Raw genomic sequence first — 21,779 nt, forward strand, 5'->3', positions numbered from 1 at the left:
CAGGGTACGGAGAGCAAGACGAGAGGCGCGTCAACTGTAAACCACTGCATACGATAGCTGTCAACATGTGCGTACAGTGGTTTCCCGGCTAGAATTTTCACGGTGGAAACCTAGGGGGCGGGTATGGCACGGGAACGCACTTTCGCGGAACGCCTGAGCGCCCTGATCGAGGCGGCTCGGCTGGACGGCCGCGCGCCGCACAGCTACCGGGAGATCTCGGCCGCCGTCGAGCGGGCGGGCGGGCCGGCGATGTCGCCCGCCTACCTGCAGCAACTGGCCACGGGCAAGCGCGTCAACCCGAAGATCCACTATGTTGAGGCACTGGCGAGGCTGTTCGGCGTGCCCGTGACGTACTTCTTCGACGAAGAGGCAGCCGCGCCCCCGGCTGGGGAAGCACAGCTGATGGCGATGCGGGCGCAGGAGCTTTCGCCGCAGGGCCGCCGGCAGGTGATGGACCTGCTGGAGCTCGTGGAGCGCTACGAGCGGGCCGAACGCGAGGGCCGGAACCCGGAGGACGCCGCGCGATGAAGGAACGGGAGCTGCGCCGCCGGTGCCGCAAGCTGCTGAAGCAGCTCGACATCGGCCCGCCGCTCGACGTCGAGGTGCTGTGCGCGCGGCTGGGTGACCAACGGGGGAAGCCGATCCGGCTGATGGCCTACCCGCTGGAGGTACCCGGGCCGTTCGGCTGCTGGATCGCGACGTCGACCGCGGACTACATCTTCTACCAGGCCGAAACCACGAAATCCCACCAGGACCACATCATCCTGCACGAGCTCGGGCACATGCTGGCCGACCACCACCCGCAGGGCGACGCCGAGCCGGCGGACTTCCTGCGCGGGCCCGCTCCGGATCTTGACCCGGATGCAGTACACCGCGCACTGCGCCGGACGTCCTACGATGACGCGCACGAGTGGGAAGCCGAGACCGTCGCGACCATCATCCTCGAGTGGGCGTCGGTCCTGAACTACACGATCCCGCGGCGCGCTGCGGACCGAGATCTTCGCCGGATCCAGGGGGCGCTCGGCGATCACCAAGGGTGGTTGTGAGCACACTTTTCAGCCCCGTGAACGTTCTCGCGATGCTGTTGTTCGCCGCGGCTTTGGCGTGGCGGATCTACCAGGTGCAACGTGCACCGACGGTGCCGAACTGGGCGGTCACCGCGTGCATCGCCGGGTTCGCCCTCGCTTTCCTGTTGCAGCAGGAGGTCATTTCCGACGAGATCGACGCGGTCCTCGGCCGCGGCGCGGCCCGCGTGGCCAACAACGCGTTGCTGGCGTGCGCGGTGTGCGCGCTGGTGATCTTCTTCCTCGGCTCGACGCTGGGCCCGCGGCGCTACCGCCGGGTGGTGGTGGAGCTCGTGCCACTGGCCGCGGCGATCACGCTGATGATCGTCACGATGGCCTTGACGGCACCGGAGCTGCGCGGGCTCCCGCTCGGGCCGTCGACGATCCACGACTCCGGGATCGCGTCCTTCTACCTCGGCGCCGGGCTGTACCTGATCTACGGTCTGATCGCCTGCACGGCGTGGATCGTGCGCTACCTGCGGGTGGCCGACCGGCACCTGCGGATCGGGCTGCGGATGGGCGCGGCCGGCATGGCCTGCGCGGCGGTGGGCAGCATCTTCCGTGCGCTGTACATCGTGGTGGCGTGGGCGTTCGGCCCGGTCGTCAAGGTGCTGCTGCTGCTCGGGGTGCCGTTCGTGATCCTCGGCGGGATGCTGTTCCTGCTCGGCGTCACCTACCCCGGCGTGCGGGCGCGGGTTTCCGCGGTGCGGCGGCGGCGCCAGCACCGTCACGAACACGACGCACTCGGTCCCTTGTGGACGGTCCTGGTCCAGGCGTTCCCCAGCATCGTGCTGCGGACCCCGCCGCGACGGCGCGGCGAGCTCCTTTCCCCGCGCAGCATCCACCGCGTGCACTACCGCCGGGTGATCGAGATCCGGGACGGCCTGGTGCAGCTGTCGCCGTACCTGACCGCGGACTTCGGCGAGGTCGTCGCCACCGATCCCGGCGCCGCCGCGGCCGCGTTGAAGACGGCGCTGGCGCGGCACGCGGCCGGCGAGGAGAGCGACGGCCACGCCAAGCAGGTCCTGCCCGCGCCGGCGGACGACATCGAATCGGACGTCCGGCCGCTGCTGGCGCTGTCGGCGGCGATGGAGAACGGGGCCTGACGTGGACACCCTGATCACCGCGGGCCGGGTGCTGCCGCGGCCGTCGGCGCCGACCGAGGACGGCGCCGTGCTGGTGCGCGACGGCGTGATCGTGGCGGCCGGCCCACGCGCCGACGTCGTCGCGCAGGCGGCGCCGGATGCTTCGCGGCACGACTTCCCCACCGGCACCGCGCTGGCCGGGTTGTTCAACGTCCACGTGCACCTGGCTTTCGACGCTTCCCGCGAGATGCTGGCGCACTTCCACGCCGGCTCCCTTCTGGACGGTGCGCGCTCGCGGCTGTCGTCGATGCTGCGCAGCGGCGTCACGACGGTGCGGGACCTCGGCGACCGCGACCACCTGGGCGCGGCGGTCCGGCGGTCGTTCTCCGGGGAAGCCGCGCCGCGGCTGCTGGTGTCGGGCCCACCGATCACCGTGCCGGACGGGCATTGCCACTTCTTCGGTGGCGCGGTCGCGTCCGACTCCGAAATCCGCGCGCTGATCGACGAGAACGCGGCGGCGGGCGCGGACGTGATCAAGGTGATGGCCAGCGGCGGCCAGATCACCGAGGGCGGCGCGGACATGTGGGAGTCCCAGTTCGACGCGCGTCAGCTGTCCTTGGTGGTTTCGCACGCGGCTTCGCACGGACTGCCGGTGGCGGCGCACGCCCACGGTGCGGACGCGATCGAGGCCGCGGTTTCGGCCGGGGTGTCGACGGTCGAGCACTGCAGTTTCCTGACCGGGCCGCGGTCCTTCGACCGGCGCGAGCCCGTCGCGAAGCGGATGGCGGCGGACGGGATCTCGGCGTGTTCGACGAGCAGCCGCAACTGGCGGATGATCGTCGAGAAGCTCGGCGACGACGTCGCGCAGGCGATGTACGGCCGGCTGCCGTGGCTGGAGGAGCACGGGGTCCGGCTGCTCGCGGGGACGGACGCGGGCCTGCCGGGGTCGGTGTTCGACGACCCGGTCGGCGCGTTGGAGCTGTACGAATGGCTCGGCTTCTCCCGGCGGCGGATCTTGGAGATCGCCACCTGCGACTCCGCGGCCGGCCTCGGCCTGACGTCGGTGACCGGCCGGCTCGAGCCGGGTCTGGCGGCGGACGTGCTCGTCGTCGAAGGTGACCCGCTGGCGTCGCTCGCCGCGTTGCGCAACCCCCTGCTGGTGCTGGCTCAGGGCCGCGCGGCCTAGTTTCCCGATCGGGGAATGCCTAGTTTGGTGACAGCGTTTTAAAACAGTGTTACGGTAGCTGCACCCCACCTCGAAGGAGTCCCCGATGCACGGGCCCACCCAGCTCTTCACCGTGATCGCCCTGGTCTCGCTCCCCACCGTCATGTACGGCGGCTACGCGCTGATGGGCGTCATGCGCGACCGGAAGCTCACCGAACACCAGCGCGCGATGTTCCGCGCCGGCCACGCCCACGCCGGCGTCCTGCTGATCCTCGCCCTCGTCGCGCTGCAGATCCTCAGCCGGACGACGCTGTCCGACACGACGTTGTGGATCACCTGTTTCCTGCTGCTCTTCGGGATCCTCGCCCAGTCCGGCGGCTTCTTCCTGCACCTGATCCCGAACAAGGGCAAGCTCGGCGGGCGCGTCACGTCCGTGGGCGCCGTGCTCCTCGCCGCCGGCACGCTGCTCACCGCCTACGGGGTCGCCTTCGCCTGAGCGCCGGTCGTTAAGCTGGTGACGTGCCTGAATACCTGCCGACCGCGCCCTACAAGGGGACCCGGGACTTCCTGCCCGCCGAAATGTCCGTCCGGACGCAGGTGTTCGGTCATCTCTACGACGTCCTCGAGCGCCGCGGCTTCCTCCGCTACGACGGCCCGATCCTCGAATCGGCCGAGATCTACGAGCGGAAGTCCGGTCAGGAGCTCGCCGACAAGCAGCTCTACACCCTCACCGACAAGGGCGGGCGGCGGCTGGCGCTGCGGCCGGAGATGACGCCGTCGGTGGCGCGGATGATCGCCGGGAGCGCGAAGTCGCTGTCGTTCCCGGTGCGCTGGTACAGCCACCCGAACTGCCACCGGTACGAGGCGCCGCAGCGCGGCCGCGTGCGCGAGCACTGGCAGATCAACGCCGACATCTTCGGTTCGGACAGCGCCAACTGCGAGATCGAGATCTTCGAGCTCGTGCACGACATGATGGCCGCGCTCGGGGCGACGCCGGACATGTTCGTGCTGCGCGTCAACGACCGGAACCTGCTGACGTCGGCGCTCACCGACGTCGCCGGCGTCTCCGAGGACCACCTGGCCCAGGTGTTCGCGCTGGTCGACCGCTGGGAGAAGTACCCGCGCGAGAAGCTGGCCGAAAGCGCCGGCGAGATCGGCCTGTCGGACAAGCAGTTCGAGAAGCTGGCCGAGACGCTCGACGCGGGCGAGGCGCTGCTGGACGAGCTGCCGGCCGAGGTGCGGGAGCAGTCGAACCTCGTCCGCGTCCTGAACAGCAGCGCCGGCTCGCTGGTGAAGTACGAGCCGATCATCGTGCGCGGGCTGGCGTACTACACGTCGACGGTGTTCGAGGTCTTCGACACCTCGCCGGAGAACCGCCGCGCGCTCTTCGGCGGCGGGCGCTACAGCGACCTCGCGTCGATGTTCACCCCGCAGCAGATCCCGGGCATCGGGTTCGGCATGGGCGACGTCACGCTGATGGACTTCCTCGAGACGCACGGCCTGACGCCGGCCCCGCGCAGCGAGGTCGACGTCATGGTGATCCCGGTGACCGAGGACCTCTCGGACGCGGCCCGCTCGGTGGCGTCGTCCCTGCGCGCGGCCGGACTCCGGACGTCGACCCCGATCGAGCACCGCAAGCTGGGCAAAGAGCTCGGCCGTGCGGACAAGGCGGGCGCGGTCGCGGTGGTGATCGTCGGCCAGGAGGACTGGGCGGCCGGGAACGTCACGGTCCGCAGCCTGTCGACGCGGGAGCAGAACCCGGTCGCGATCGCCGACGCTCCTGCCGCGGTCCAGGCCCTGCTGGGCTGAAACCGGCTCGACACGCCTGACACGCTGGGTGTGTGTTCGAAACCGGCCTGCCCGACCTGGACGCCTTCGCCGCGGGTGACGTGCGGCGGTGGGCGGAGTTCGACGTCGCCGTGCGGCGGGCGTGGTGGACCGAGCAGCGCTGGTACCGCTTCCCCGGCGGCGAGCTCCTGCCGCTGTCGCGGGAAAAGCTGGCCGAGGCCGCGTGCCACGGCAACGGCCGGATGCGCGAAGCGGCCGTCGAGCGGCTGGCCGTCAGCTCCGATCCGGAGGCGGTGCCGCTGCTGCTCGTCCGGTGCGTCGACTGGGTCCGGCCGATCCGCGAGCGCGCCCGGGAAGCGGCACTGTCCAGAGTGGACTCCGTGACCCTGCGGTCGATGCTGCCGCTGATCGGCGTGCTCCGGCGCCGGCAGCTCGACGACTGGATGACGGCGCTGTTCCGGCGGGCCCTGCCGGATCACCTCGACGTGGCGCTGGCGATCGACGACCGGGAGGTCCGGCGCTGGGTCCACGTCGAGGCGCTCGGGCTCCTTGCGCGAGAGCACCTGCTGGACGTCGCGCTGCGGGACCACGACTTCGTGGTCCGCGCGGTGTGCGGCACCGCGCTGCTCGACCGCGGCGAGTACGTCGAAGAGCTCCTCGCGGCCGGGACGCCGAAGGTCCGGATGCGGGCGTTGACGCTGCTCGGGCCGGACGCCGCCGTGGCCCACCTGGCGGACCGGTCGTCGGCGGTGCGGTCGATGGCGCAGGCGCTGGTGTCCCGGGCGGGCGGCGACCCGGCCGCGCACTACCGCGCGATGCCGGCGTCCTTCGGCGCGGTCGCCGGGCTCGGCGAGACCGGCACGCGTGACGACGCTCCGGGCTTGGAGCGGCTCCTCACCGACGACCGTCCCCGGATCCGGGCCGTGGCGGTCCGCGGCCTGCGCCGGGTGGCGCCGGAGTCGGCCGCGGTGCGCCCGTTGCTGACGGACCCGTCGCCCGCGGTGACCCGTCAGGTGGTGACGTTCCTGCGCGGCAAGCCCGCGCTCGTCGGCGTCCCCGCGCTGCGGGAGCTGCTCGCGGCGGAGCGACTCCACACGCGACGTGCGGGCGCGGCGCTGCTGCGCGACCGCGACACCTGGTTGCGCCTGCACACGGACCTCACGCTGCTGCGCGACCCCGACCTGGCGGCCGACGCCGAGCAAGACCTGCACGCCTGGCTGCACCACACGGCGGCGACGTACACGACCCCGTCCGCCGCACTGGCAGCGGAAATCGAGGCGCTCCTCCCGCTGGCCCCACCGCGAGTGGCCCGGCAGCTCCGCTTCGCCTTGCCCCAAGCCCGGAACTCGCGTGATTGAAGGGGCATCACGCGTGACTGGACAGGCATCACGCGTGACTGGGGAGGCATCGCACGTGATGCCTCTTCAATCACGAGTGATGCCCCTCTGATCACGCGTGATGCCCCTGCGATCACACCGGGTCGGCGCGGAGCAGCCTCAGCGTGAACGTGGCTCCGTCGCCGGGGCGGCCTGCCGCGGCGATCGTGCCGCCGTGGCCCGTCACCACCTCGCGGACCAAAGCCAGGCCCAGGCCGAAGCGGCGGCCGTCGCCGTCGGAACCTCGGGCGAAACGCTCGAAAATCCTTTCCGCGTCCGCCGAGGGGAAGCCGACGCCCGTGTCGCGGATGCGCAGCTCCACGTGCCTTTCGTCCGGTACGCCCAGCCACACCTCGATCGAACCGCCCGGTGGGGTGTGGCCCAAAGCGTTGTCCAGCAACGCCGACAGCACGCGCCGCAACGCCGTCGGGACGCCCTGGACGACGTACGGCCGGCGCTCCCGCGACACCGCCAGGCGGACCTGGCCCTCCCCCGCGCGCACCGCCTCCGCCGCGACCGCTTCCTCCGCGAGCGTCCCGAGCTCCACCAGCTCGAACTCCGGCCGGTCGGACGCCTGCGCCGACAACAGCAGGTCCTCGACGACTTCGCCGAGCTCTCGCGTGCCGCGGACCAGCTGCTCGAGGTCGTCCGCGTCGCGGCCGGACGAACGCCGGGCCAGCAGCTGCGCCCGCGTGTGCAGCCTGGTCAGCGGGGCGCGCAGCTCGTGGGACGCGTCCGCGACGAACGTCCGCTGCCGCCGCAGCGCGTCGGCCAGGGGACGGATCGCCCGGCACGCCAGCACCCGGCCGCACAGCACGGCCGCGAGCAGCGCCAGCACCTCGGCGACCACGAGCCCCGATACCAGTGACGAGCGGTCCTGGATCTGGTACAGCTCCTCGAAGTACGCCTGTGAAACGACGCCACCGCGGTTCTCGACGCGGATCGTGTACGTCATGCCGCCGATCGGGCGCCGTTCCGTGTGGACGTCGCCGGGGACGGGCACCGTCGCGTCCAGACCGGCGATCGGCATCCCGGCCGGGGCCGGGCCCGCGGGCGCGTGCAGGACCGGGGTGAACAGCCAGACGCAGCCGGGTGGGGTCGCCGCCGGGCCCAGCTCGGTCGTCCGGGCCAGCGTCCGGTCGGCTTCGGCGTGCTGGCGGGTCAGCAGCATCCCGTACGCGATCGCGCCCGCGACGGCCACCAGCATCGACACCACGACGGCGATCTGCGCGGTGATCGCCCACCGCGCCCGCCGCAGGGCCCGCTCTTCCTGGTCGGGTCTCATACCGCGCCGATCTGGTAGCCGAGGCCGTGCACCGTCCGGACGACGTCGCGGCCGAGCTTGCGCCGCAGGTAGTACACATAGGTGTCCACAATGGACTCCCCCGTCGAGTCGGCGAAGACGGCTCCCCGCAGCGACGCCCGCGGGTGGATCGCCTTCGGCCGCTGCGCCAGCGTGCGCAGCAGCTCGAACTCCCGCCCGGACAGCGTGATCCGCTCCCCGCGCGGCAGCACGACCTCGTGCCGCCGCAGGTCGAGGGCCGCCGCGCCGACCGGGAGGCTCTCCGCGCCCTCCAGGTCACGGCGGCCGAGCGCCCGCAGCCGGGCCAGCAGCTCCTCGGCCTCGAACGGCTTGACGAGGTAGTCGTCGGCGCCGGCGTCGAGCCCGCCGACCCGGTCGGCCAGCTCGCCCAGCGCCGAGAGGACCAGGACGCGCGTGGTCACCCCGCGCGCCCGCAGCCCGGCGATCAGCTCGAGGCCGTCCAGCACCGGGAGGCGGCGGTCGATGATCATCACGTCGTACTGCCCGGTGAGCCCGAGGTGCAGGCCCCGCTGCCCGTCGTGCGCCGCGTCGGTCTCGTAGCCTTCGTCCGCGAGCAGCTCGGCGAGCATGCCCGCCAGCTCCCGGTCGTCCTCGACGAGCAGCACTCTCGGTTTCGTCGCCCCTTCGTGCACGAACCCATACTGGCAGTGATTTTCCGAAATTGAACTATCAACTTTTCCCGGTCACCGGTGCCGGCTCGGCCATCAGGAGCACCTCGCTGCTCCCCTTGCGGGCATCGCGCCGGTCGAGCCAGCTGAGCACGGGCGCGGTCATGACGGTGGTGACCAGCGCGACGAGCACCAGCACCGTGAACAACGCCGGCGAGACGATCCCCGCGGCCAGCCCGACGTTGAGCGCGATCAGCTGCATCAGCCCGCGCGCGTTGATCAGCGCGCCGACGCGCAACGCCACCGGCTGCGACTCCCCCACCAGTCGCGCCGCGCCCCAGCAGGCACCGAGCTTGCCGACGATCGCGACGGCCACGCACAACACCGCGAACGCGAGCAGCTTCGGGTCCGCGAGCAACGCGAACCGGGTGTTCAGGCCGGAATAGGTGAAGAACAGCGGGAGGAACACGATCCGCCCGATCGGCATGATCTTCGCGAGCACGGCGTCCGCGGCGGGCACGCGGGGGAACACGATGCCGACGCAAAAGGCACCGAACACCGCGTACAGCCCGATGATGTCGGTGAACCAGGCAGCCGCGAACAACGTCAACGCCGTGATCAGCATCTTCTGGTCGGCGGAGATCCGGTCACTGCCCATCGCCTTCGCGAGCACCCGGCGTCCGACGAGGACGAGCAGCAACGCGAACAGCAGGCCGCCGCCCACGGCCAGCGCGACCGGCCCGGCGGAGTCCGCGTGCATGCCCAGCACGACGGCCAGCAGGACCCACGCCAGGACGTCGTCGAGGGCGCCGCAGGCCAGCGCGAGCGAGCCGAACCGGGTGCCGCCGAGACCGCGTTCGGTGATGATCCGGGCGAGCATCGGGAAGGCGGTGATGGCCAGCGCGACCCCGACGAACGCCGCCGACGTCGCGAGCGAGACGCCGTCCTTGCCGATGCCCGCCCAGCTCGTGCCGAACACGGCGACGCCGACCCCGAGCGCGAGCGGCACCACCGTGCCCGCGGCCGAGATCGCGCCGACCGACTTCGCCGAGCCGCGGATGCTGCGGAGGCTGAACTCGTACCCCGCGCCGAACATGTAGATGACCAGGCCGATCTGGCCGCCGACGTAGAGCAGCGGGCGGATGCCGTCCGGGAACAGCCCCGTCTGCACGCCCGGGAGGAGCAAACCCAGCAGGGACGGGCCGAGCAGCACGCCGGAGATCATCTCGCCCACCACCGGTGGCTGGCCCAGCCGCACCGCGACCAGGCAGACGAGCCGGCACACCACGAGGATGACCGCGACGGCGAGGAAGAACGCCGGTGCCGCTTCGGTGGGGGTCATGAGTTTCCTCCGGCGAAGTAGGTCGAGCACAGGGCTTGTTTCCGGGCGTCGAGCACCATGTACGTACCGAAGACGAGCTGGGCGAAGCTGCGCCAGACGTCTTCCCAGCGGTCGCGGACCGCGAGCCACACCAGGGGTGCGCGCTTGCGGCGCGCACCGCGGGGCGTGAGCAGCGCCGGGCCGCGGTTGGGGATGGAGCGGGTGTGCCCGGCCGTCGAGGCGAGGCTGAACCGGCGCAGGACCTCACGCGTCACGACGCGCATGGTCGGCGGGGCCAGGCCGCGGGCCGGGCAGGCGCGGTTCTGCGCGACGCCGAAGGGGATGAAGTCGTCCTTCGCGGTCTGGGCCGCGAAGCCCGGGTAGCTGAAGCACAGCACCGTGCCCGCCGGGATGGTCAGGTCCGCGAGGTCGATGTCGGCGGTGGAGATCCGGTGCGCGATGCCGAAAAGGGGGAACTCGCGCAGGCCGTCGTCGATGACCCGGTCCAGGTAGGCGTCGTCGGCCGGGTGCTCGACGAGCCGCCGTTGGACCTCCGGGCGCTGGGCCACGATCATCAGCAGGTGCGCCATCGCCTCGGACATCTGCACGACGGCGGTGTTGAAGAACGTGCCCTGCAGGTAGTAGGCCTGCTCCTCCGGTGTCAGGGAGTCCGGCAGCGGGTGCGGGACGTCGGCGAGGCGCCGCCGCAGGTACTTCGTCAGGCGGGCCCGGCGACGCATGTTCCGCGGCCGTACGCACTTCAGGGCCGAGGCGACGTCGTCGGCGTGCCCGACGATGAGGTCGCGCGCCTCGGACGGGCACGGCTCGTCGAACACCAGCTCGTAGTACAGCTCGGCCCAGATCGGCATCATCTCGTCGCGGAGCCGGACCAGGCCGCCGCCGAGACCGTCGAGCACGTGGGCGGCCACCCGCCGGGCCAGCTCCTCGGAGTCCTTTTTGGACCGGACCAGGATGTGCCGGGTGCACTTGGCGACCTCGTCGTAGCGCGGCCCGGCTTCGAGGTGCTCCTGGTGCACCTGCGGCCCGGGCGCGAGCCAGTACCAGAACAGGTCGGACAGCGCGGCGCCGCGGCTGCGGCCGTTCGCCGCCGGGTCGGCGTAGACGCGCCGGAAGTCGCGGACGCCGACCTGCTCCCCCGGGATCGTCACCGTGTCCTGGCCGTTGACCAGCGAGAAGATCCGCATCCGCAGGGCGACGACCCGGCTGGGCAGCCAGGCCGGCGCCGTCACCAAGGCGGCTGTGGCAAGCGCTTTCCCGATCATCGCCGCACCTGGTCCGGAGTCAGGTCGGCCGGGTGCCGTCCCCCGCACATGGCCAGCGCCTGGTCGAAGTCGTCCCGCAGCAGCTCCAGGACCTGCGTGACGCCTTCGCGTCCGCCCGCGGCGAGCCCCCACACGACCGGCCGGCCGACGCCGACCGCGTCCGCGCCGAGGGCGAGGGCCTTGACGACGTCGGTGCCGCGGCGGATCCCGCCGTCGAGCAGCACGGGGATCGCCCCGCCGACCGCCGCCGCGATCTCGGGGAGGACGTCGATGGTCGCGGGCACGGTGTCGAGCTGGCGGCCGCCGTGGTTGGAGACGACGATCCCGGCGACGCCGTGGTGCACCGCCAATCGCGCGTCCTCGGGGTGCAGCACGCCCTTGATCAGCACCGGGAGCTTGGTCTTGCCCCGCAGCCACGCGATGTGGTCCCAGTTCAGCCCGGCCGACATGACGATGTCGCGAACATGGCTGGCGTTGCCGTCGCTGCGGTTCTCCCCGATGTCGCGCAGGTTCTCGACGGCGAGTCCCGGCGGGAGGTCGTGGAAGTCGTTGCGGTCGTCGCGCTCGCGCCGGCCGAGCACCGGCGAGTCGACGGTGACGACGAACGCCTTGACGCCCGCGTTTTCGGCCCGGCGCACGATCGCCTCGGTGAACTCCAGGTCGGGCTGCAGGTAGAGCTGGAACCACAGGCCCGGGTCCGGCGCGACCTCCCGGGCCGCCGCGGCGATGTCCTCGATCGCGGTCGTCGAGGCCATGCTGACGATCATGATCGTGCCCGCGCGCGCCGCCGCGCGGGCGGTGGCCAGCTCACCGTCGCCGTGCGCCAGCCGGTGGAACGCCGTGGGCGCGACGAGGATCGGCATCGACGACGGCGTCCCGAGCAGCTCGACGCTCAGGTCCCGTTTGTCGCTGCCGCGCAGGACCCTCGGGAGCAACCGCAGCTTCTTGAACGCCGATTCGTTCTCCGCCACGGTGATCTCATCCTGCGCGCCGCCCGCGAAGTAGTCGTAGTGCACCGGGTCGAGGCGCTGCCGGGCCGCCGCCTCGAACTCCGCGATCGTGCGCATCACAGCTCCCGGGCGAAGAACGCGGTCAGCGGCTCGACGTGCACCTCTTTGTCCCACTCGTTCTCGAGGTTCTCGGTGACGTGGTGGGTGGCGACCAGCTCGCCGCGGCGGTAGTGCCGGACGATCGGGTGCAGGTAGTGGCCCTCGCCGTGGTCGTTGGCCTTGTCCTGGGCCGCGCGCGCGACGAAGTCGAACGGGTCGATCTTGTCGTGGTCGGGACCGTAGTCGAGGGTGACGACGTAGACCTCGTCCGGCGGGTCCTGCAGGACGCGGTCGACCGGCACCTCTTCGAGGTAGCGGGCGGTGTCGCCGTCGACGATCAGCGCGTCGCCGAGGAAGCCGAACTGCTGGTACAGCGCGGAACTCCGGTTGATCCGGGTGATCACGGCATCGGTCAGCGCGTCCGGTTTGGCGGACAGCTCGACGCTCGGCCACGGGACGTCGTGGTGGCGCTCGTTCAGGACCTTGGCCAGCGCGCGGACGCCGTAACGGAAGCCGTGGATGAACGCGCTGGTGGCCTTCTTGAAGTCGCGGACCTGCGTGATCGTGCCGGCGAAGTACAGGCCGGGAACGTTGACCGACTCCCAGTCCGGCGTCTGCGCCGGGAAGCGGTCGTTGATCGTGAGCTGCGGACGGCAGTCCTCGTCGAACAGCGACGCGTCGAAGCGGAAGCCCGTGCAGCCGATGACGCGGTCGTAGCGGATCTCCTTGATGACCTCGTCGGCGCGGGCGAAGGCGAACTTGACGTGGTAGCCGTCGGCGTCCTTGCGGACCTCGCGGACGTCGCCGTCGAGGATCGCGTGCTGGAGCTTCAGCTGGTACATGTCGAGGATGCCCGCGTTGTAGGCGCGCAGGTGGCCGACGAAGTGGGTGCGCCAGGCGAGCTTCACCGGCCGCGGGCCGCCGACGTGCACGACCGCGGCGGTCTCGATGAGGTTGTCCGCGGTCTCGAAGGCGGAGTTCCCCTTGCCCAGCACGAGAACGCGCTGGTCGGTGAACTCGTGCGGGTCGACGCTGACGTCCACGTACTGGTCGATCAGCTCGACGCCGGGGAACTGCGGGAGGTACGGCTTGGTGACGCCGGTCGCCATGATCAGTTTTCTTGCTTTGAACTCTTCGTCACCGGCGGTGAGGATGAAGAGAGCGCTTTCCGGATCACGGCGGATGCGCGTCACCCGGGTGTCGTAGCGGACCTGGACGTCGTGCTTCGCCGCGTAGTCGGCGAGGTAGCGCAGGAGGTCCGGCGCGTCCGGGAAGAGCTTTTCGCTGTAGTCGGTGAAGAGGGGCTGATCCTCGCCGCCCGCGGTCAGGATCGAGTTCCAGTCCATCCGCATGCGCAGCTCGGGGTCCGAGTACCCGGTGTGCTTCTTGTTGATGGAGATGAGCGTCCGGTGCCGGGGGAAGGTCTCGAAGAAGTGACCGGGCGCGGAACCGGCCTCCAGCACCAGGTACCGGTGCCCGGCGTGGCCGAGGTGCTGCCCCAGCTGCACCCCGGCGGGCCCGGCCCCGACGACCAGATAATCGAGCACTTCCTCCACGACGACCTCCTGCAGGCTCGGCACCGACCTTGATCGGCGCCGAGCCTGCTCCGGAGATCTCAGAAAAGGCTCAGAAGGAGGTGCTCACTTGCCGGCGGCGCGGGCCAGCCGCTCCGGGTAGCGCTCCCCCGCGACGGCCTCGGCGGGAGCCGCCGCCGCGATGGCCGCCAGGTCGTCCGCGGTCAGCTCCAGCGCAGCCGCCGCCACGTTCTCCTCGAGGTACTTGCGGCGCTTGGTCCCCGGGATCGGCACGACGTCCTCGCCGTGGGACTGCACCCACGCGAGCGCCAGCTGCCCCGCCGTGACGCCCTTGTCCTCCGCCAGCTTCCGCAGCGCGTCGACGATCGCCATGTTGCGCTCGAAGTTGCCCTCGGCGAAGCGCGGCAGGCCGCGGCGCATGTCGTCCTCCGGCAGGTCCGCCATCGACTGCACCGCGCCGGTCAGGAAACCGCGGCCCAGCGGCGAGAACGGCACCACGCCGATGCCGAGCTCCCGGCACGTGTCGAGGATTTCGCCCTCGATGCCGCGGGTCCACAGCGACCACTCGCTCTGCAGCGCCGTCACCGGGTGGACCGCGTGCGCGGCGCGGATCGTCGCCGCGCTCGCCTCGGAAATCCCGGCGTACCGGATCTTCCCGGCCTCCACCAGCTCGCCGAGCGCGCCCCAGGTCTCCTCGATCGGCGTGTCCGGGTCGACGCGGTGCTGGTAGTACAGGTCGATGTGGTCGACGCCGAGCCGGCGCAGCGACTCGTCGCAGGACTGCTTCACGTATTCCGCGTCACCGCGCGCCCCCATGGCGCCGTCGGTCCACACGATGCCGAACTTCGTCGCGAGCACGACCTCGTCGCGGCGGCCGGCGATCGCGCGGCCGACCAGTTCCTCGTTGACGCCGTTCGCGTAGACGTTCGCGGTGTCGAGCAGCGTGACGCCGAGGTCGAGGGCCCGGTGGATCGTCGCGATCGACTCTTCGTCGTTGTCGCGGACGCCGTAGGCCTGGCTCATCCCCATGCAGCCGAGTCCCTGGGCGCCGACCTCCAGACCGCCGAGCTTCCTGGTCTTCACGCGGAAATCTCCTCCATACCGGGTTGGATGCCGAGCACCTTCTGCTCGACCTGGGCGTAGTTGTCGATCTTGTAGTCGAGGATGTCGAGGCAGCCCTGCAGCTCGGCGATCCGCTCGGCGACCGACCGCCGCTGCTCCACCAGCAGAGCCTTGCGGCGGCCCGCGCTGGCGACGCCGTGGCGGCGCAGCGACGCGTACTCGCGCATGCTCTTGATGGGCATCCCGGTGGTGCGCAGCTTGGTCAGGAACCCCAGCCAGCCGAGGTCGTCGTCGGAGTAGGCCCGGCGGCCCGCGGTGTCGCGCGCGGGCGGGTCGAGCAGTTTGATGCGCTCGTAGTACCGGAGAGTGTCGATCGACAGTCCGCTACGTCGCGCGGCTTCCGCTATCGAGTAGCTCATGAGCTCGACACTACGACCTGGAGTGCACTCCAGGTCAAATCCCCGTTCTGGCTAAAAATAACAGCGTTCCGATACGCTGAGTAGATGGCTCGACCACGGACACACGACGAAGCGCTCCGGCTGAAGCTCCTCGACCGCGCCGGGGAGCTCATCGCCGCCGACGGGCCGAAGGCGCTTTCCCTGCGGAAGCTGGCCGCCGACGCCGGGACGTCGACCACCGCCGTGTACTCCCTGTTCGGCAGCAAACCCGATCTGGTGAACGCGCTCTACACCGAAGGCTTCCGCCGGTTCGGCGCCCGGATGGCCGGCACCGTGCTGACCGGCGACCCGGTCGGCGACCTCGTCGCGCTCGGCAGCGCCTACCGCGCCAGCGCGCTGGCCGACCCGAACCTCTACGGGATCATGTTCACCAGGTCGGTGCCCGGGTTCGAGCCCAACGAAGACGCCGAGAAGCTGGCCCGCAAGACCCTCGAGCCGCTGGAGGCGATCATCCGCCGCGCGATCGCCGACGGCGTCTTCCTCGACGTCGCGCCGGAGACGGTCGCGGTCGGCTGCTGGGCCTTCGTGCACGGGCTCGTCTCCCTCGAGCTGACCGGCAACCTGCCGGAGGGGTTCGACGTCACGGGCTCGTACGAGACGGCCCTGCGTGCGAACGCCTCCGGCTGGCTGCGGCCTCATCTCAGCTGCAACGAACCGTCGTAGACGGTCCGGTTGAGCGAGTCACGCGCGCGCACGTGGACCGTCGCGTCCGGGGAGAGGTCGATGTTCTCCGGGACCCAGGCCGCGACCATGCCGTCGACGACGTCGGCCTCGACACTCGTCCCGATGCCGAAGTCGATCGTCGCCTTCGTCGCCGTCAGCGGCAGCGCCGCGACGAACGGGTGCCGCGAGTGCCCCCGCGGGGCGCCCGCCTCGACCGCGCCCAGCGTGTCCACGGTCAACGTGCGCGCCGCCGGGGTCTGCGGCCCGGCGAAGTCGGGGAACGCGCGAGACCTCGAGGCCGGCCGCGAGTAGTCGGGCTGGGTCTCACACACCACGACCCGGTCGCCCCGGCGCCCCATGACTACGCGGAAGTCCCCGGTTTCGAGCAGCGGTCCCGGCACGTACGCGGCCGCGTCCGGAATCACCTCTTCGGAGGTGTTCAGGCACTCGTCCAGCGCCCGGCCCGCGGGTGAGGTCCGCTCGGCGTTGACCGGCCGGTCGACCGCCATGACCAGCCAGGGTGGCGGCTGGGGCAGCACGGTCGCGCCCGGTGCCGGCGGGCTTCCGACGGTGAGCGTCGTCGTCCACAGGGCGGTCCGGGTCAGCACGATGAACTGACCGGTGACCGGCGACGGGCGGATCGACTCCCCCGCGGTGTCGCCGCCCTCGGTCCGCGACCCGAGGAAAGCGGTCGCCGCACGAGGGTCCACGACCCCGGCGACCACGCCGGTCGGGCTCTGCAGCAGCAATCCGGTGCGCGTGCCCGGCGCGTACGCGGGCGTGGCCGCCGGGTCCGACAGCGTCACGGTCGTCTCCGTGGTGTCGCAGAACATCGGCTTGCCCGCGGCGGTCGCCGCGACCACCGATTCCGCCCCCAAGACCTCCGTGAACAGCGGGACCCACTCCTCGCGCGGGGGCACGCGGTCCGTCTTGCCCGCCGTCTCCACGGCCGCCCAGCAGCGGTCGAGCGCGGCCGTCGCCACCTTCGCGTCGAGGGTGAGGTGGTCTCCCGGGTCCGGCGGCGGCCCGGGGGTGGCGACCGGCTGCCGGATCACCTGCGTCGCGACGACCGCGCCCGCGGCCAGCACGACGACGGCCGCCGCGGCGGCGTACCAGACCTGCCGGGGCCGCCGGGGTTTCCCGGTTCCGGCGCGGACCTCCGCGCGCAGGCGGTCCCGGACGTCGTCCGGCAGTTCGCGCTGCGGCGGGAGCCCTCGGAGGTCGTCGCTCATTTCTCCTCCAGCAGCGTGCGCAACCGGGCGCGGGCCCGGGACAGGTGGGCGCGGACGGTGACCTCCGCGACGGCCAGCAACGCGGCCGCGTCGGCGACGCTCAGGTCGCCGAGCAGGCACAGCTCGACGACCGCGCGCTGCGACTTCGGCAGCGTCCGCACGGCTTCGACGATCTCGCGCAGGCGCTGCTCGCCGTCGAGCTGCTCGGCCACCGCGTCGGCGTGGTCGGACACCACCGGCGGGTCCGGGATCTTGCGGAGCAGCCGCAGCCGACGTCTCGCGCCGCGGTACTCGTCGCGCGCGGCGTTGCCGGCCACCGTGTAGAGCCACGGCAAGGCGCTGTCCCGCACCAGCGTCACGTCGGCACGGCGGCGCCAGGCGGTGAGGAAGGTGTTCGAGGTGAGGTCCTCGGCCGCGGACCACGAACCCGTCAGCCGGTAGGCGTGGTTCCAGACGGCTTCGGCGTGCCGTTCGAACAGCTCGCCGAAGGCCGCTTCGTCGCCCCCGGCAGCCTTGTCCCACAGGACCCGATCGTCCACCGGCGCCCCCGTCGCATGGCTGGTCACACCCCTCAGTGGCCGGCACCGCCCCGGATGTTGCGCGCAACTTTCGCGAACCGGGCGGCCACTTCCGGTCGTGATCATGGAGCAGGTCCGGACCACGGACAACCAGACCCGGCCTTGGCGGCTGCCCGCGGCCGTCGCGTGCGTGTCGGCGGCGGTGTTCCTGCTGGCCCGGCCGCACCTCATCGACGACACGTTCATCACGCTCGCCTACGCGCGCAACCTCGCCTTCCACGGGCACTGGGGACTGCTGGCCGACGCGACGTCGAACTCGGCGACGTCACCGGCGAACGTCCTCGCCCTGGCCGCCTTGACGTTCGTGGTGCGTGACGCCGTCTTCGCCGCCGGCGTGCTGTACGTGCTGTGCCAGGTCGCGCTGGTGCTGGCCCTGCGCCGGCTCGGCACGGCGTTGCCGCGCTGGTTCCCGGCGCTGACGTTCGCGGCGCTGACGGTGAACCCGCTGCTGCTCTCGTCGATCGGGCTCGAGGTCGCGCTGGGTTCGGCGGTGCTCGGGTGGCTCACGGTCTTCGCCTTCGAACGGCGGCCGCTCGCGTTCGGGATCACGGCGGGCGCGCTCGCGCTCGTGCGGCTGGACCTGCTGATCTTCGCCGTCGTCCTGGGTGTCTCGCTGCGGTCCGGCCGGGCCCTGCTCGGCGCGCTGGCCATCGCGCTGCCGTGGTTCCTCTTCAGCTGGGTCGTGCTCGGCGCGGCCGTGCCGGACACCTTCGTGATCAAGACGCTGCAAGGCGCGCAACGGGCCTGGGGCGACTGGAACTTCGCCAACGGGCCGTTGTTCTACCTCCGGACCGCTCCCTGGACGACCGTGCTGTCGTTCCTGCCGCTCGCGGTGCTGCCCTTCGCCGTCCGGCGGCTTCGGCCGTTCTCGCTGCTGGCGCTGGGAGGTGCGCTCTACCACGGGATGTACCTCTTGCTGAACGTTCCGCCGTACCACTGGTACTACGGCCCGGGGATCACGGCGGCGACGATCTTCCTGTGCGCCCGGGTTTCCGGAAGGATCGCGGTCGGCGGTGTGCTCGCGCTGATCGCGGCCAGTGTGGTCACGTGCGCGGTGCTGCCCCGGGAGTTCGCCCCGCTCACTTCGAACTACGCCTCGACCGCGAAGTACGCCGAAATCGGCCGCGACCTGCGCGGTCTCGCCGGTGGCCGGGTGATCGGCAGCGCCGGCGAGATCGGCGTGCTGGCCTACACGTGCGAGTGCGCGATCGTCGACGTCTTCGCCGACCGCGGCCTGCTGCCCGCGGCCATCGACGCCCGCGGCGCCGGTGACCGGTGGGTCCGCGCGGCGCTGCGGGTGGACTACGCGTTCTTCGACTTCGACGTCCGCCCGCGGCGTCCCGACCTGGTGTTGCGCCGGTTGTCGAGCCCGCCGTCGGACGCGCTCGCGCACTGGACGCTCGACGCGCCGACGCTCGGGCGGCAGGAGCTCTACTTGGTTCCCTCCTGAGGGAACAGCGCGTCCGTCAGGTCGAGCTCCTGGTGTTCGCCGCCCTCGAAGTCCACTCCCCCTGCGAAGTTCGTGTGGGAGCACTGGAACAGGCCACCCGAGCGGATCCGGGTGAAGCGGACGTCCCGGGCGAAGTGCGCCCACGAGAAGAACGCGCCCTCCTCGAAGACCGTCCGGTCGAAGTTCGCGATGTCGGTGAACTCCGTGCCGTAGAACCCGACCCGGCGGGTGAAGGTCGTGCCGCGGATGTGGACCGCGCCGACGAACGTGGCCCGGCTGAAGTCCGCGGCCTCCAGGGTGCAGCCGCTCAGCCGGAAGTCGATCAGGACGGCCCGCTGCAGGTCGAGCGACATCCCCGGCCAGTAGCCCGGCGCGTCGTGGCTCAGGTGCGTCTTGAGCAGGTCCTGCGCGGCCAGGCGGACCAGGAGCTCGTCGTCGTCGAGCTCCGAACGCTGGCTGAGCTCGGCGCCGGTCCGGCCGCGCAGGCCCATTTTCGGGGCCTTGTACGGCATCCGCAGGTACGCGCACAGCACGTTCACGATCGTCTGGCGCTGCTTCGGGTTGTCCTGCCCGAGCCGCTCCAGCGCGTAGAGCCCGCCGAGCCGCACCGGCGCCTTGTCGCTGCCGAGCTGCTCGACGGCCTTCGTGTACAGCTCGGTGACCCGTCGCTCCTCGAGGTCGCGTTCGGTCACGGCCGCCACGCGGGTCGTCTCGGTGAGCTGCAGCTCCATCGTGCGCTGGCGGCGCGTCGCCAGCCACAGCGCGAAGACGCCACCCGCGCCCGCGCCGATGCCGAACGCCGTCTTGACGGCGTCGATGCGCACCGGCGCGTCCGGCGACCCGGACCAGCCCAGCAGCAGCCACAGCAGGCCGGCCGTGACGACCGCGACCACGCCGGCGGTCACGGCGACCCACCGCCACTTGAGGAGGGGCAACGCCTTAGACGGCGCCGTACTGGCGGTCACCGGCGTCGCCGAGGCCCGGGACGATGAAGCCCGAGTCGTTGAGGCGCTCGTCGATGCTCGCGGTGACGACGCGGACCGGCAGGCCGGTCTTTTCCAGGTGCGCCAGGCCTTCCGGCGCGGCCAGCGCGCAGATGGCCGTGACGTCGTCGGCGCCGCGGTCGGTGAGCAGCCGGATCGTGTACTCCATCGAGCCGCCGGTGGCGAGCATCGGGTCGAGCACCATGACCGGCCGGTCGGCGAGCGACTCCGGCAGCGATTCGAGGTACGGCGTCGGCTTCAGCGTCTCCTCGTCGCGCGCGAGGCCGACGAAGCCCATCTGCGCGTCCGGGATCAGCTTGTGCGCCTGGTCGGCCATGCCCAGGCCGGCGCGCAGCACCGGGACGAGCAGCGGCGGTTTGGCCAGCTTGTAGCCCTCGGTGCGCGCGACCGGCGTGTGGATCCGCTCGGTCTTGACCGGCACGTCGCGGGTGGCTTCGTAGACCAGCATGACGGTCAGCTCGTGCAGCGCGGCCCGGAACGCGGCGCTGTCGGTGCGCGCGTCACGCATCGTGGAGAGCCGGGCCTTCGCGAGGGGGTGATCGACGACGTGCACATCCATGCCGGTCAATCTAGCCGTTTCGCGAAGCTCTTCACCCAGCCGCGCTGCCAGGGCGTTTCGACGGCCCGTTCGTGGTAGTGCTCCCGGACCCAGGCGACGGCGTCTTCGGCCGGCACGCCGGAGAGGATCGCCAGGCAGGACATCACCGTGCCAGTCCGCCCGGCGCCGCCGTAACAGGCGACTTCGACGGTTTCGACCTTGGCCCGTTCGTGGAGCGCCTTGATCTTTGCGCGGGCGTCTTCGGGCTGGGTCGGCAGCAGGAAGTCGGGCCAGGTGATCCATTCGTGCGGCCAGGTGATGCCCCCGCCGTGCTTGCGCCGCAGCCGGCTCGTCCCCAGGTAAAGCCCGAAGTCCGGCGCCGGTCCGTCGGGGCGCGGGCGGCCCAGTCCTCGCCCGGTGACCTCGACGCCGTCAGGAAACTCGACCATCGGCTCAGTGTCCTCTGAAAGATGGACACGCAGGGTGGTTTTCGCCGCTAAGCTCCGCCGGGTGAGCGAACTGACGCCCGATCAGATGAGGGCTTCCGACGCGGACCGCGAGCGCGTCGCCCAGGTGCTGCACAACGCCCTCTCGGAAGGGCGGATCACCGTGAACGAGCTGGAAGAGCGGCTTTCGACGATCTACGCGGCGAAGACGATCGGCGAGCTCAAACCGGTGACGGCGGACCTGCCGGCTTCCTCCGCCGCGCTCGAAGCGGCACCGACGCGGGCGCTCGGCTTCCCGGACCAGCGCATCGGCGGCCACCCGGGCAGCCCGGTGTCGATCGGAGTCATGTCCGGCGCGGTCCGCAAGGGCAGCTGGGTCCTGCCCCCGCAGCACACGAGCTTCGCGTTCTGGGGCGGCACGGAGATCGACCTGCGCCAGGCCCGTTTCGCGGACCGGCACTGCACGATCACGGCGGTCGCGATCATGGGCGGCATCACGATCACGGTCCCGGACGACATCAACGTGGACGTGACGGGGATCGGGTTCATGGGCGGGTTCGTGCTGGAGGACAAGTCAGGGGCGCCGCCCGCCCCACCGACGGCCCCGACGGTGAAGATCAACGGGCTGGGCTTCTGGGGCGGGGTCGTCATCTACCGGAAGCCGGCCAAGCGGTCGGAACCGCCGCAGATCGAAGGGGCCTGACCTCGGCGTTGTGACGCGTCACGCACTCAGCGTCACACCCAATGGGG

23 protein-coding genes are annotated in these 21,779 nt (G+C 71.4%); 10 read left to right on the forward strand and 13 right to left on the reverse strand.

Annotated elements, in window-relative coordinates:
- The first annotated feature begins 123 nt into the window (after positions 1–123).
- The 7 genes from ACZ7PG_RS13165 (at position 124) to ACZ7PG_RS13195 (ending at position 6,460) form a co-directional block, all read left to right on the forward strand.
- The gene (locus ACZ7PG_RS13165) at positions 124–528 is read left to right on the forward strand and encodes an XRE family transcriptional regulator (protein WP_470239335.1); all 405 of its coding nucleotides are present in this window, start codon (positions 124–126) and stop codon (positions 526–528) included.
- Positions 525–1,046, forward strand: a complete 522-nt coding sequence (locus ACZ7PG_RS13170; RefSeq protein WP_470239336.1) for a hypothetical protein — start codon at positions 525–527, stop codon at positions 1,044–1,046. The genes ACZ7PG_RS13165 and ACZ7PG_RS13170 overlap by 4 nt, the downstream gene beginning before the upstream one ends.
- Positions 1,043–2,170, forward strand: coding sequence for an MAB_1171c family putative transporter (locus ACZ7PG_RS13175; RefSeq protein ID WP_470239337.1), 1,128 nt, complete (start codon positions 1,043–1,045; stop codon positions 2,168–2,170). Before ACZ7PG_RS13170 ends, ACZ7PG_RS13175 begins: the two co-directional genes overlap by 4 nt.
- Before the next feature lies 1 nt (position 2,171).
- Positions 2,172–3,335: an amidohydrolase family protein gene (locus ACZ7PG_RS13180; protein WP_470239338.1), complete on the forward strand. Its 1,164-nt coding sequence runs from the start codon at positions 2,172–2,174 to the stop codon at positions 3,333–3,335.
- 85 nt (positions 3,336–3,420) lie between these two features.
- Positions 3,421–3,810: a hypothetical protein gene (locus ACZ7PG_RS13185; RefSeq protein WP_470239339.1), complete on the forward strand. Its 390-nt coding sequence runs from the start codon at positions 3,421–3,423 to the stop codon at positions 3,808–3,810.
- A gap of 23 nt (positions 3,811–3,833) precedes the next feature.
- Positions 3,834–5,123, forward strand: coding sequence for a histidine--tRNA ligase (hisS, locus tag ACZ7PG_RS13190; RefSeq protein ID WP_470239340.1), 1,290 nt, complete (start codon positions 3,834–3,836; stop codon positions 5,121–5,123).
- A 32-nt stretch (positions 5,124–5,155) separates the two neighbouring features.
- Entirely contained in the window at positions 5,156–6,460 is a 1,305-nt protein-coding gene (locus tag ACZ7PG_RS13195) for a HEAT repeat domain-containing protein (RefSeq protein WP_470239341.1), read from the forward strand.
- A 112-nt stretch (positions 6,461–6,572) separates the two neighbouring features.
- Here the strand turns inward: ACZ7PG_RS13195 and ACZ7PG_RS13200 are convergent, their stop codons facing one another.
- From ACZ7PG_RS13200 to ACZ7PG_RS13235, 8 genes are all read right to left on the reverse strand, one after another.
- Positions 6,573–7,763 carry a sensor histidine kinase gene (locus ACZ7PG_RS13200; RefSeq protein WP_470239342.1) on the reverse strand — a complete coding sequence of 397 codons (1,191 nt, stop codon included), beginning with the start codon at positions 7,761–7,763 and terminating at the stop codon, positions 6,573–6,575.
- A complete protein-coding gene (locus tag ACZ7PG_RS13205; RefSeq protein WP_470240746.1) occupies positions 7,760–8,407 on the reverse strand; it encodes a response regulator transcription factor in 648 nt (215 codons plus the stop codon). The genes ACZ7PG_RS13200 and ACZ7PG_RS13205 overlap by 4 nt, the downstream gene beginning before the upstream one ends.
- Positions 8,408–8,471: 64 nt before the next feature.
- The gene (locus tag ACZ7PG_RS13210) at positions 8,472–9,752 is read right to left on the reverse strand and encodes a cation:proton antiporter (protein ID WP_470239343.1); all 1,281 of its coding nucleotides are present in this window, start codon (positions 9,750–9,752) and stop codon (positions 8,472–8,474) included.
- Positions 9,749–11,014 (reverse strand): cytochrome P450, encoded by a 1,266-nt coding sequence (locus ACZ7PG_RS13215; protein ID WP_470239344.1) that lies wholly within the window; start codon positions 11,012–11,014, stop codon positions 9,749–9,751. Before ACZ7PG_RS13215 ends, ACZ7PG_RS13210 begins: the two co-directional genes overlap by 4 nt.
- Entirely contained in the window at positions 11,011–12,081 is a 1,071-nt protein-coding gene (locus tag ACZ7PG_RS13220; RefSeq protein ID WP_470239345.1) for an alpha-hydroxy acid oxidase, read from the reverse strand. The genes ACZ7PG_RS13215 and ACZ7PG_RS13220 overlap by 4 nt, the downstream gene beginning before the upstream one ends.
- Positions 12,081–13,619, reverse strand: a complete 1,539-nt coding sequence (locus ACZ7PG_RS13225; RefSeq protein ID WP_470239346.1) for an NAD(P)-binding domain-containing protein — start codon at positions 13,617–13,619, stop codon at positions 12,081–12,083. Before ACZ7PG_RS13225 ends, ACZ7PG_RS13220 begins: the two co-directional genes overlap by 1 nt.
- Before the next feature lie 84 nt (positions 13,620–13,703).
- Positions 13,704–14,627, reverse strand: coding sequence for an aldo/keto reductase (locus ACZ7PG_RS13230; RefSeq protein WP_470240747.1), 924 nt, complete (start codon positions 14,625–14,627; stop codon positions 13,704–13,706).
- Between the two features lie 50 nt (positions 14,628–14,677).
- Positions 14,678–15,079, reverse strand: coding sequence for a MerR family transcriptional regulator (locus ACZ7PG_RS13235; protein ID WP_470239347.1), 402 nt, complete (start codon positions 15,077–15,079; stop codon positions 14,678–14,680).
- A gap of 84 nt (positions 15,080–15,163) precedes the next feature.
- On the opposite strand from ACZ7PG_RS13235, the gene ACZ7PG_RS13240 reads away from it, so the two are divergent.
- A complete protein-coding gene (locus ACZ7PG_RS13240; RefSeq protein ID WP_470239348.1) occupies positions 15,164–15,781 on the forward strand; it encodes a TetR/AcrR family transcriptional regulator in 618 nt (205 codons plus the stop codon).
- On the opposite strand, the gene ACZ7PG_RS13245 is transcribed toward ACZ7PG_RS13240, so the two are convergent.
- The gene (locus ACZ7PG_RS13245) at positions 15,754–17,013 is read right to left on the reverse strand and encodes a hypothetical protein (protein ID WP_470239349.1); all 1,260 of its coding nucleotides are present in this window, start codon (positions 17,011–17,013) and stop codon (positions 15,754–15,756) included. The two genes, ACZ7PG_RS13240 and ACZ7PG_RS13245, sit on opposite strands and share 28 nt — an antisense overlap.
- Positions 17,010–17,579: an RNA polymerase sigma factor gene (locus ACZ7PG_RS13250; RefSeq protein ID WP_470239350.1), complete on the reverse strand. Its 570-nt coding sequence runs from the start codon at positions 17,577–17,579 to the stop codon at positions 17,010–17,012. Before ACZ7PG_RS13250 ends, ACZ7PG_RS13245 begins: the two co-directional genes overlap by 4 nt.
- A gap of 76 nt (positions 17,580–17,655) precedes the next feature.
- On the opposite strand from ACZ7PG_RS13250, the gene ACZ7PG_RS13255 reads away from it, so the two are divergent.
- Entirely contained in the window at positions 17,656–19,041 is a 1,386-nt protein-coding gene (locus tag ACZ7PG_RS13255; protein ID WP_470239351.1) for a hypothetical protein, read from the forward strand.
- Here the strand turns inward: ACZ7PG_RS13255 and ACZ7PG_RS13260 are convergent.
- Genes ACZ7PG_RS13260 through ACZ7PG_RS13270 form a run of 3 tightly spaced genes read right to left on the reverse strand, consistent with a single transcriptional unit; the run spans position 19,023 to position 21,032 of the window.
- On the reverse strand, positions 19,023–19,946 hold the full coding sequence (locus ACZ7PG_RS13260) for a pentapeptide repeat-containing protein (RefSeq protein ID WP_470239352.1): 924 nt from the start codon (positions 19,944–19,946) through the stop codon (positions 19,023–19,025). The two genes, ACZ7PG_RS13255 and ACZ7PG_RS13260, sit on opposite strands and share 19 nt — an antisense overlap.
- 34 nt (positions 19,947–19,980) lie before the next feature.
- On the reverse strand, positions 19,981–20,604 hold the full coding sequence (gene upp, locus ACZ7PG_RS13265; RefSeq protein ID WP_155549038.1) for a uracil phosphoribosyltransferase: 624 nt from the start codon (positions 20,602–20,604) through the stop codon (positions 19,981–19,983).
- 5 nt (positions 20,605–20,609) lie between these two features.
- Complete coding sequence (locus ACZ7PG_RS13270; RefSeq protein ID WP_470239353.1) at positions 20,610–21,032, reverse strand: protein-tyrosine phosphatase family protein; 423 nt, start codon at positions 21,030–21,032, stop codon at positions 20,610–20,612.
- Positions 21,033–21,117: 85 nt separating this feature from the next.
- Between ACZ7PG_RS13270 and ACZ7PG_RS13275 the strand changes: the two genes are divergently transcribed.
- Positions 21,118–21,732 (forward strand): DUF1707 SHOCT-like domain-containing protein, encoded by a 615-nt coding sequence (locus ACZ7PG_RS13275; protein WP_470240748.1) that lies wholly within the window; start codon positions 21,118–21,120, stop codon positions 21,730–21,732.
- Positions 21,733–21,779: the final 47 nt, after the last annotated feature.

The organism is Amycolatopsis sp. NPDC114504, from assembly GCF_055633595.1.

Coding starts and splice junctions, on each gene's coding strand:
- ACZ7PG_RS13270 (WP_470239353.1), bottom strand. CDS start 21,032: ATGGTCGAGTTTCCTGACGGCGTCGAGGTCACCGGGCGAGGACTGGGC.
- ACZ7PG_RS13240 (WP_470239348.1), top strand. CDS start 15,164: ATGGCTCGACCACGGACACACGACGAAGCGCTCCGGCTGAAGCTCCTC.
- ACZ7PG_RS13255 (WP_470239351.1), top strand. CDS start 17,656: ATGGAGCAGGTCCGGACCACGGACAACCAGACCCGGCCTTGGCGGCTG.
- ACZ7PG_RS13215 (WP_470239344.1), bottom strand. CDS start 11,014: ATGATCGGGAAAGCGCTTGCCACAGCCGCCTTGGTGACGGCGCCGGCC.
- upp (WP_155549038.1), bottom strand. CDS start 20,604: ATGGATGTGCACGTCGTCGATCACCCCCTCGCGAAGGCCCGGCTCTCC.
- ACZ7PG_RS13220 (WP_470239345.1), bottom strand. CDS start 12,081: ATGCGCACGATCGCGGAGTTCGAGGCGGCGGCCCGGCAGCGCCTCGAC.
- ACZ7PG_RS13185 (WP_470239339.1), top strand. CDS start 3,421: ATGCACGGGCCCACCCAGCTCTTCACCGTGATCGCCCTGGTCTCGCTC.
- ACZ7PG_RS13275 (WP_470240748.1), top strand. CDS start 21,118: ATGAGGGCTTCCGACGCGGACCGCGAGCGCGTCGCCCAGGTGCTGCAC.
- ACZ7PG_RS13210 (WP_470239343.1), bottom strand. CDS start 9,752: ATGACCCCCACCGAAGCGGCACCGGCGTTCTTCCTCGCCGTCGCGGTC.
- ACZ7PG_RS13235 (WP_470239347.1), bottom strand. CDS start 15,079: ATGAGCTACTCGATAGCGGAAGCCGCGCGACGTAGCGGACTGTCGATC.
- ACZ7PG_RS13245 (WP_470239349.1), bottom strand. CDS start 17,013: ATGAGCGACGACCTCCGAGGGCTCCCGCCGCAGCGCGAACTGCCGGAC.
- ACZ7PG_RS13230 (WP_470240747.1), bottom strand. CDS start 14,627: ATGGGGATGAGCCAGGCCTACGGCGTCCGCGACAACGACGAAGAGTCG.
- ACZ7PG_RS13170 (WP_470239336.1), top strand. CDS start 525: ATGAAGGAACGGGAGCTGCGCCGCCGGTGCCGCAAGCTGCTGAAGCAG.
- ACZ7PG_RS13200 (WP_470239342.1), bottom strand. CDS start 7,763: ATGAGACCCGACCAGGAAGAGCGGGCCCTGCGGCGGGCGCGGTGGGCG.
- ACZ7PG_RS13165 (WP_470239335.1), top strand. CDS start 124: ATGGCACGGGAACGCACTTTCGCGGAACGCCTGAGCGCCCTGATCGAG.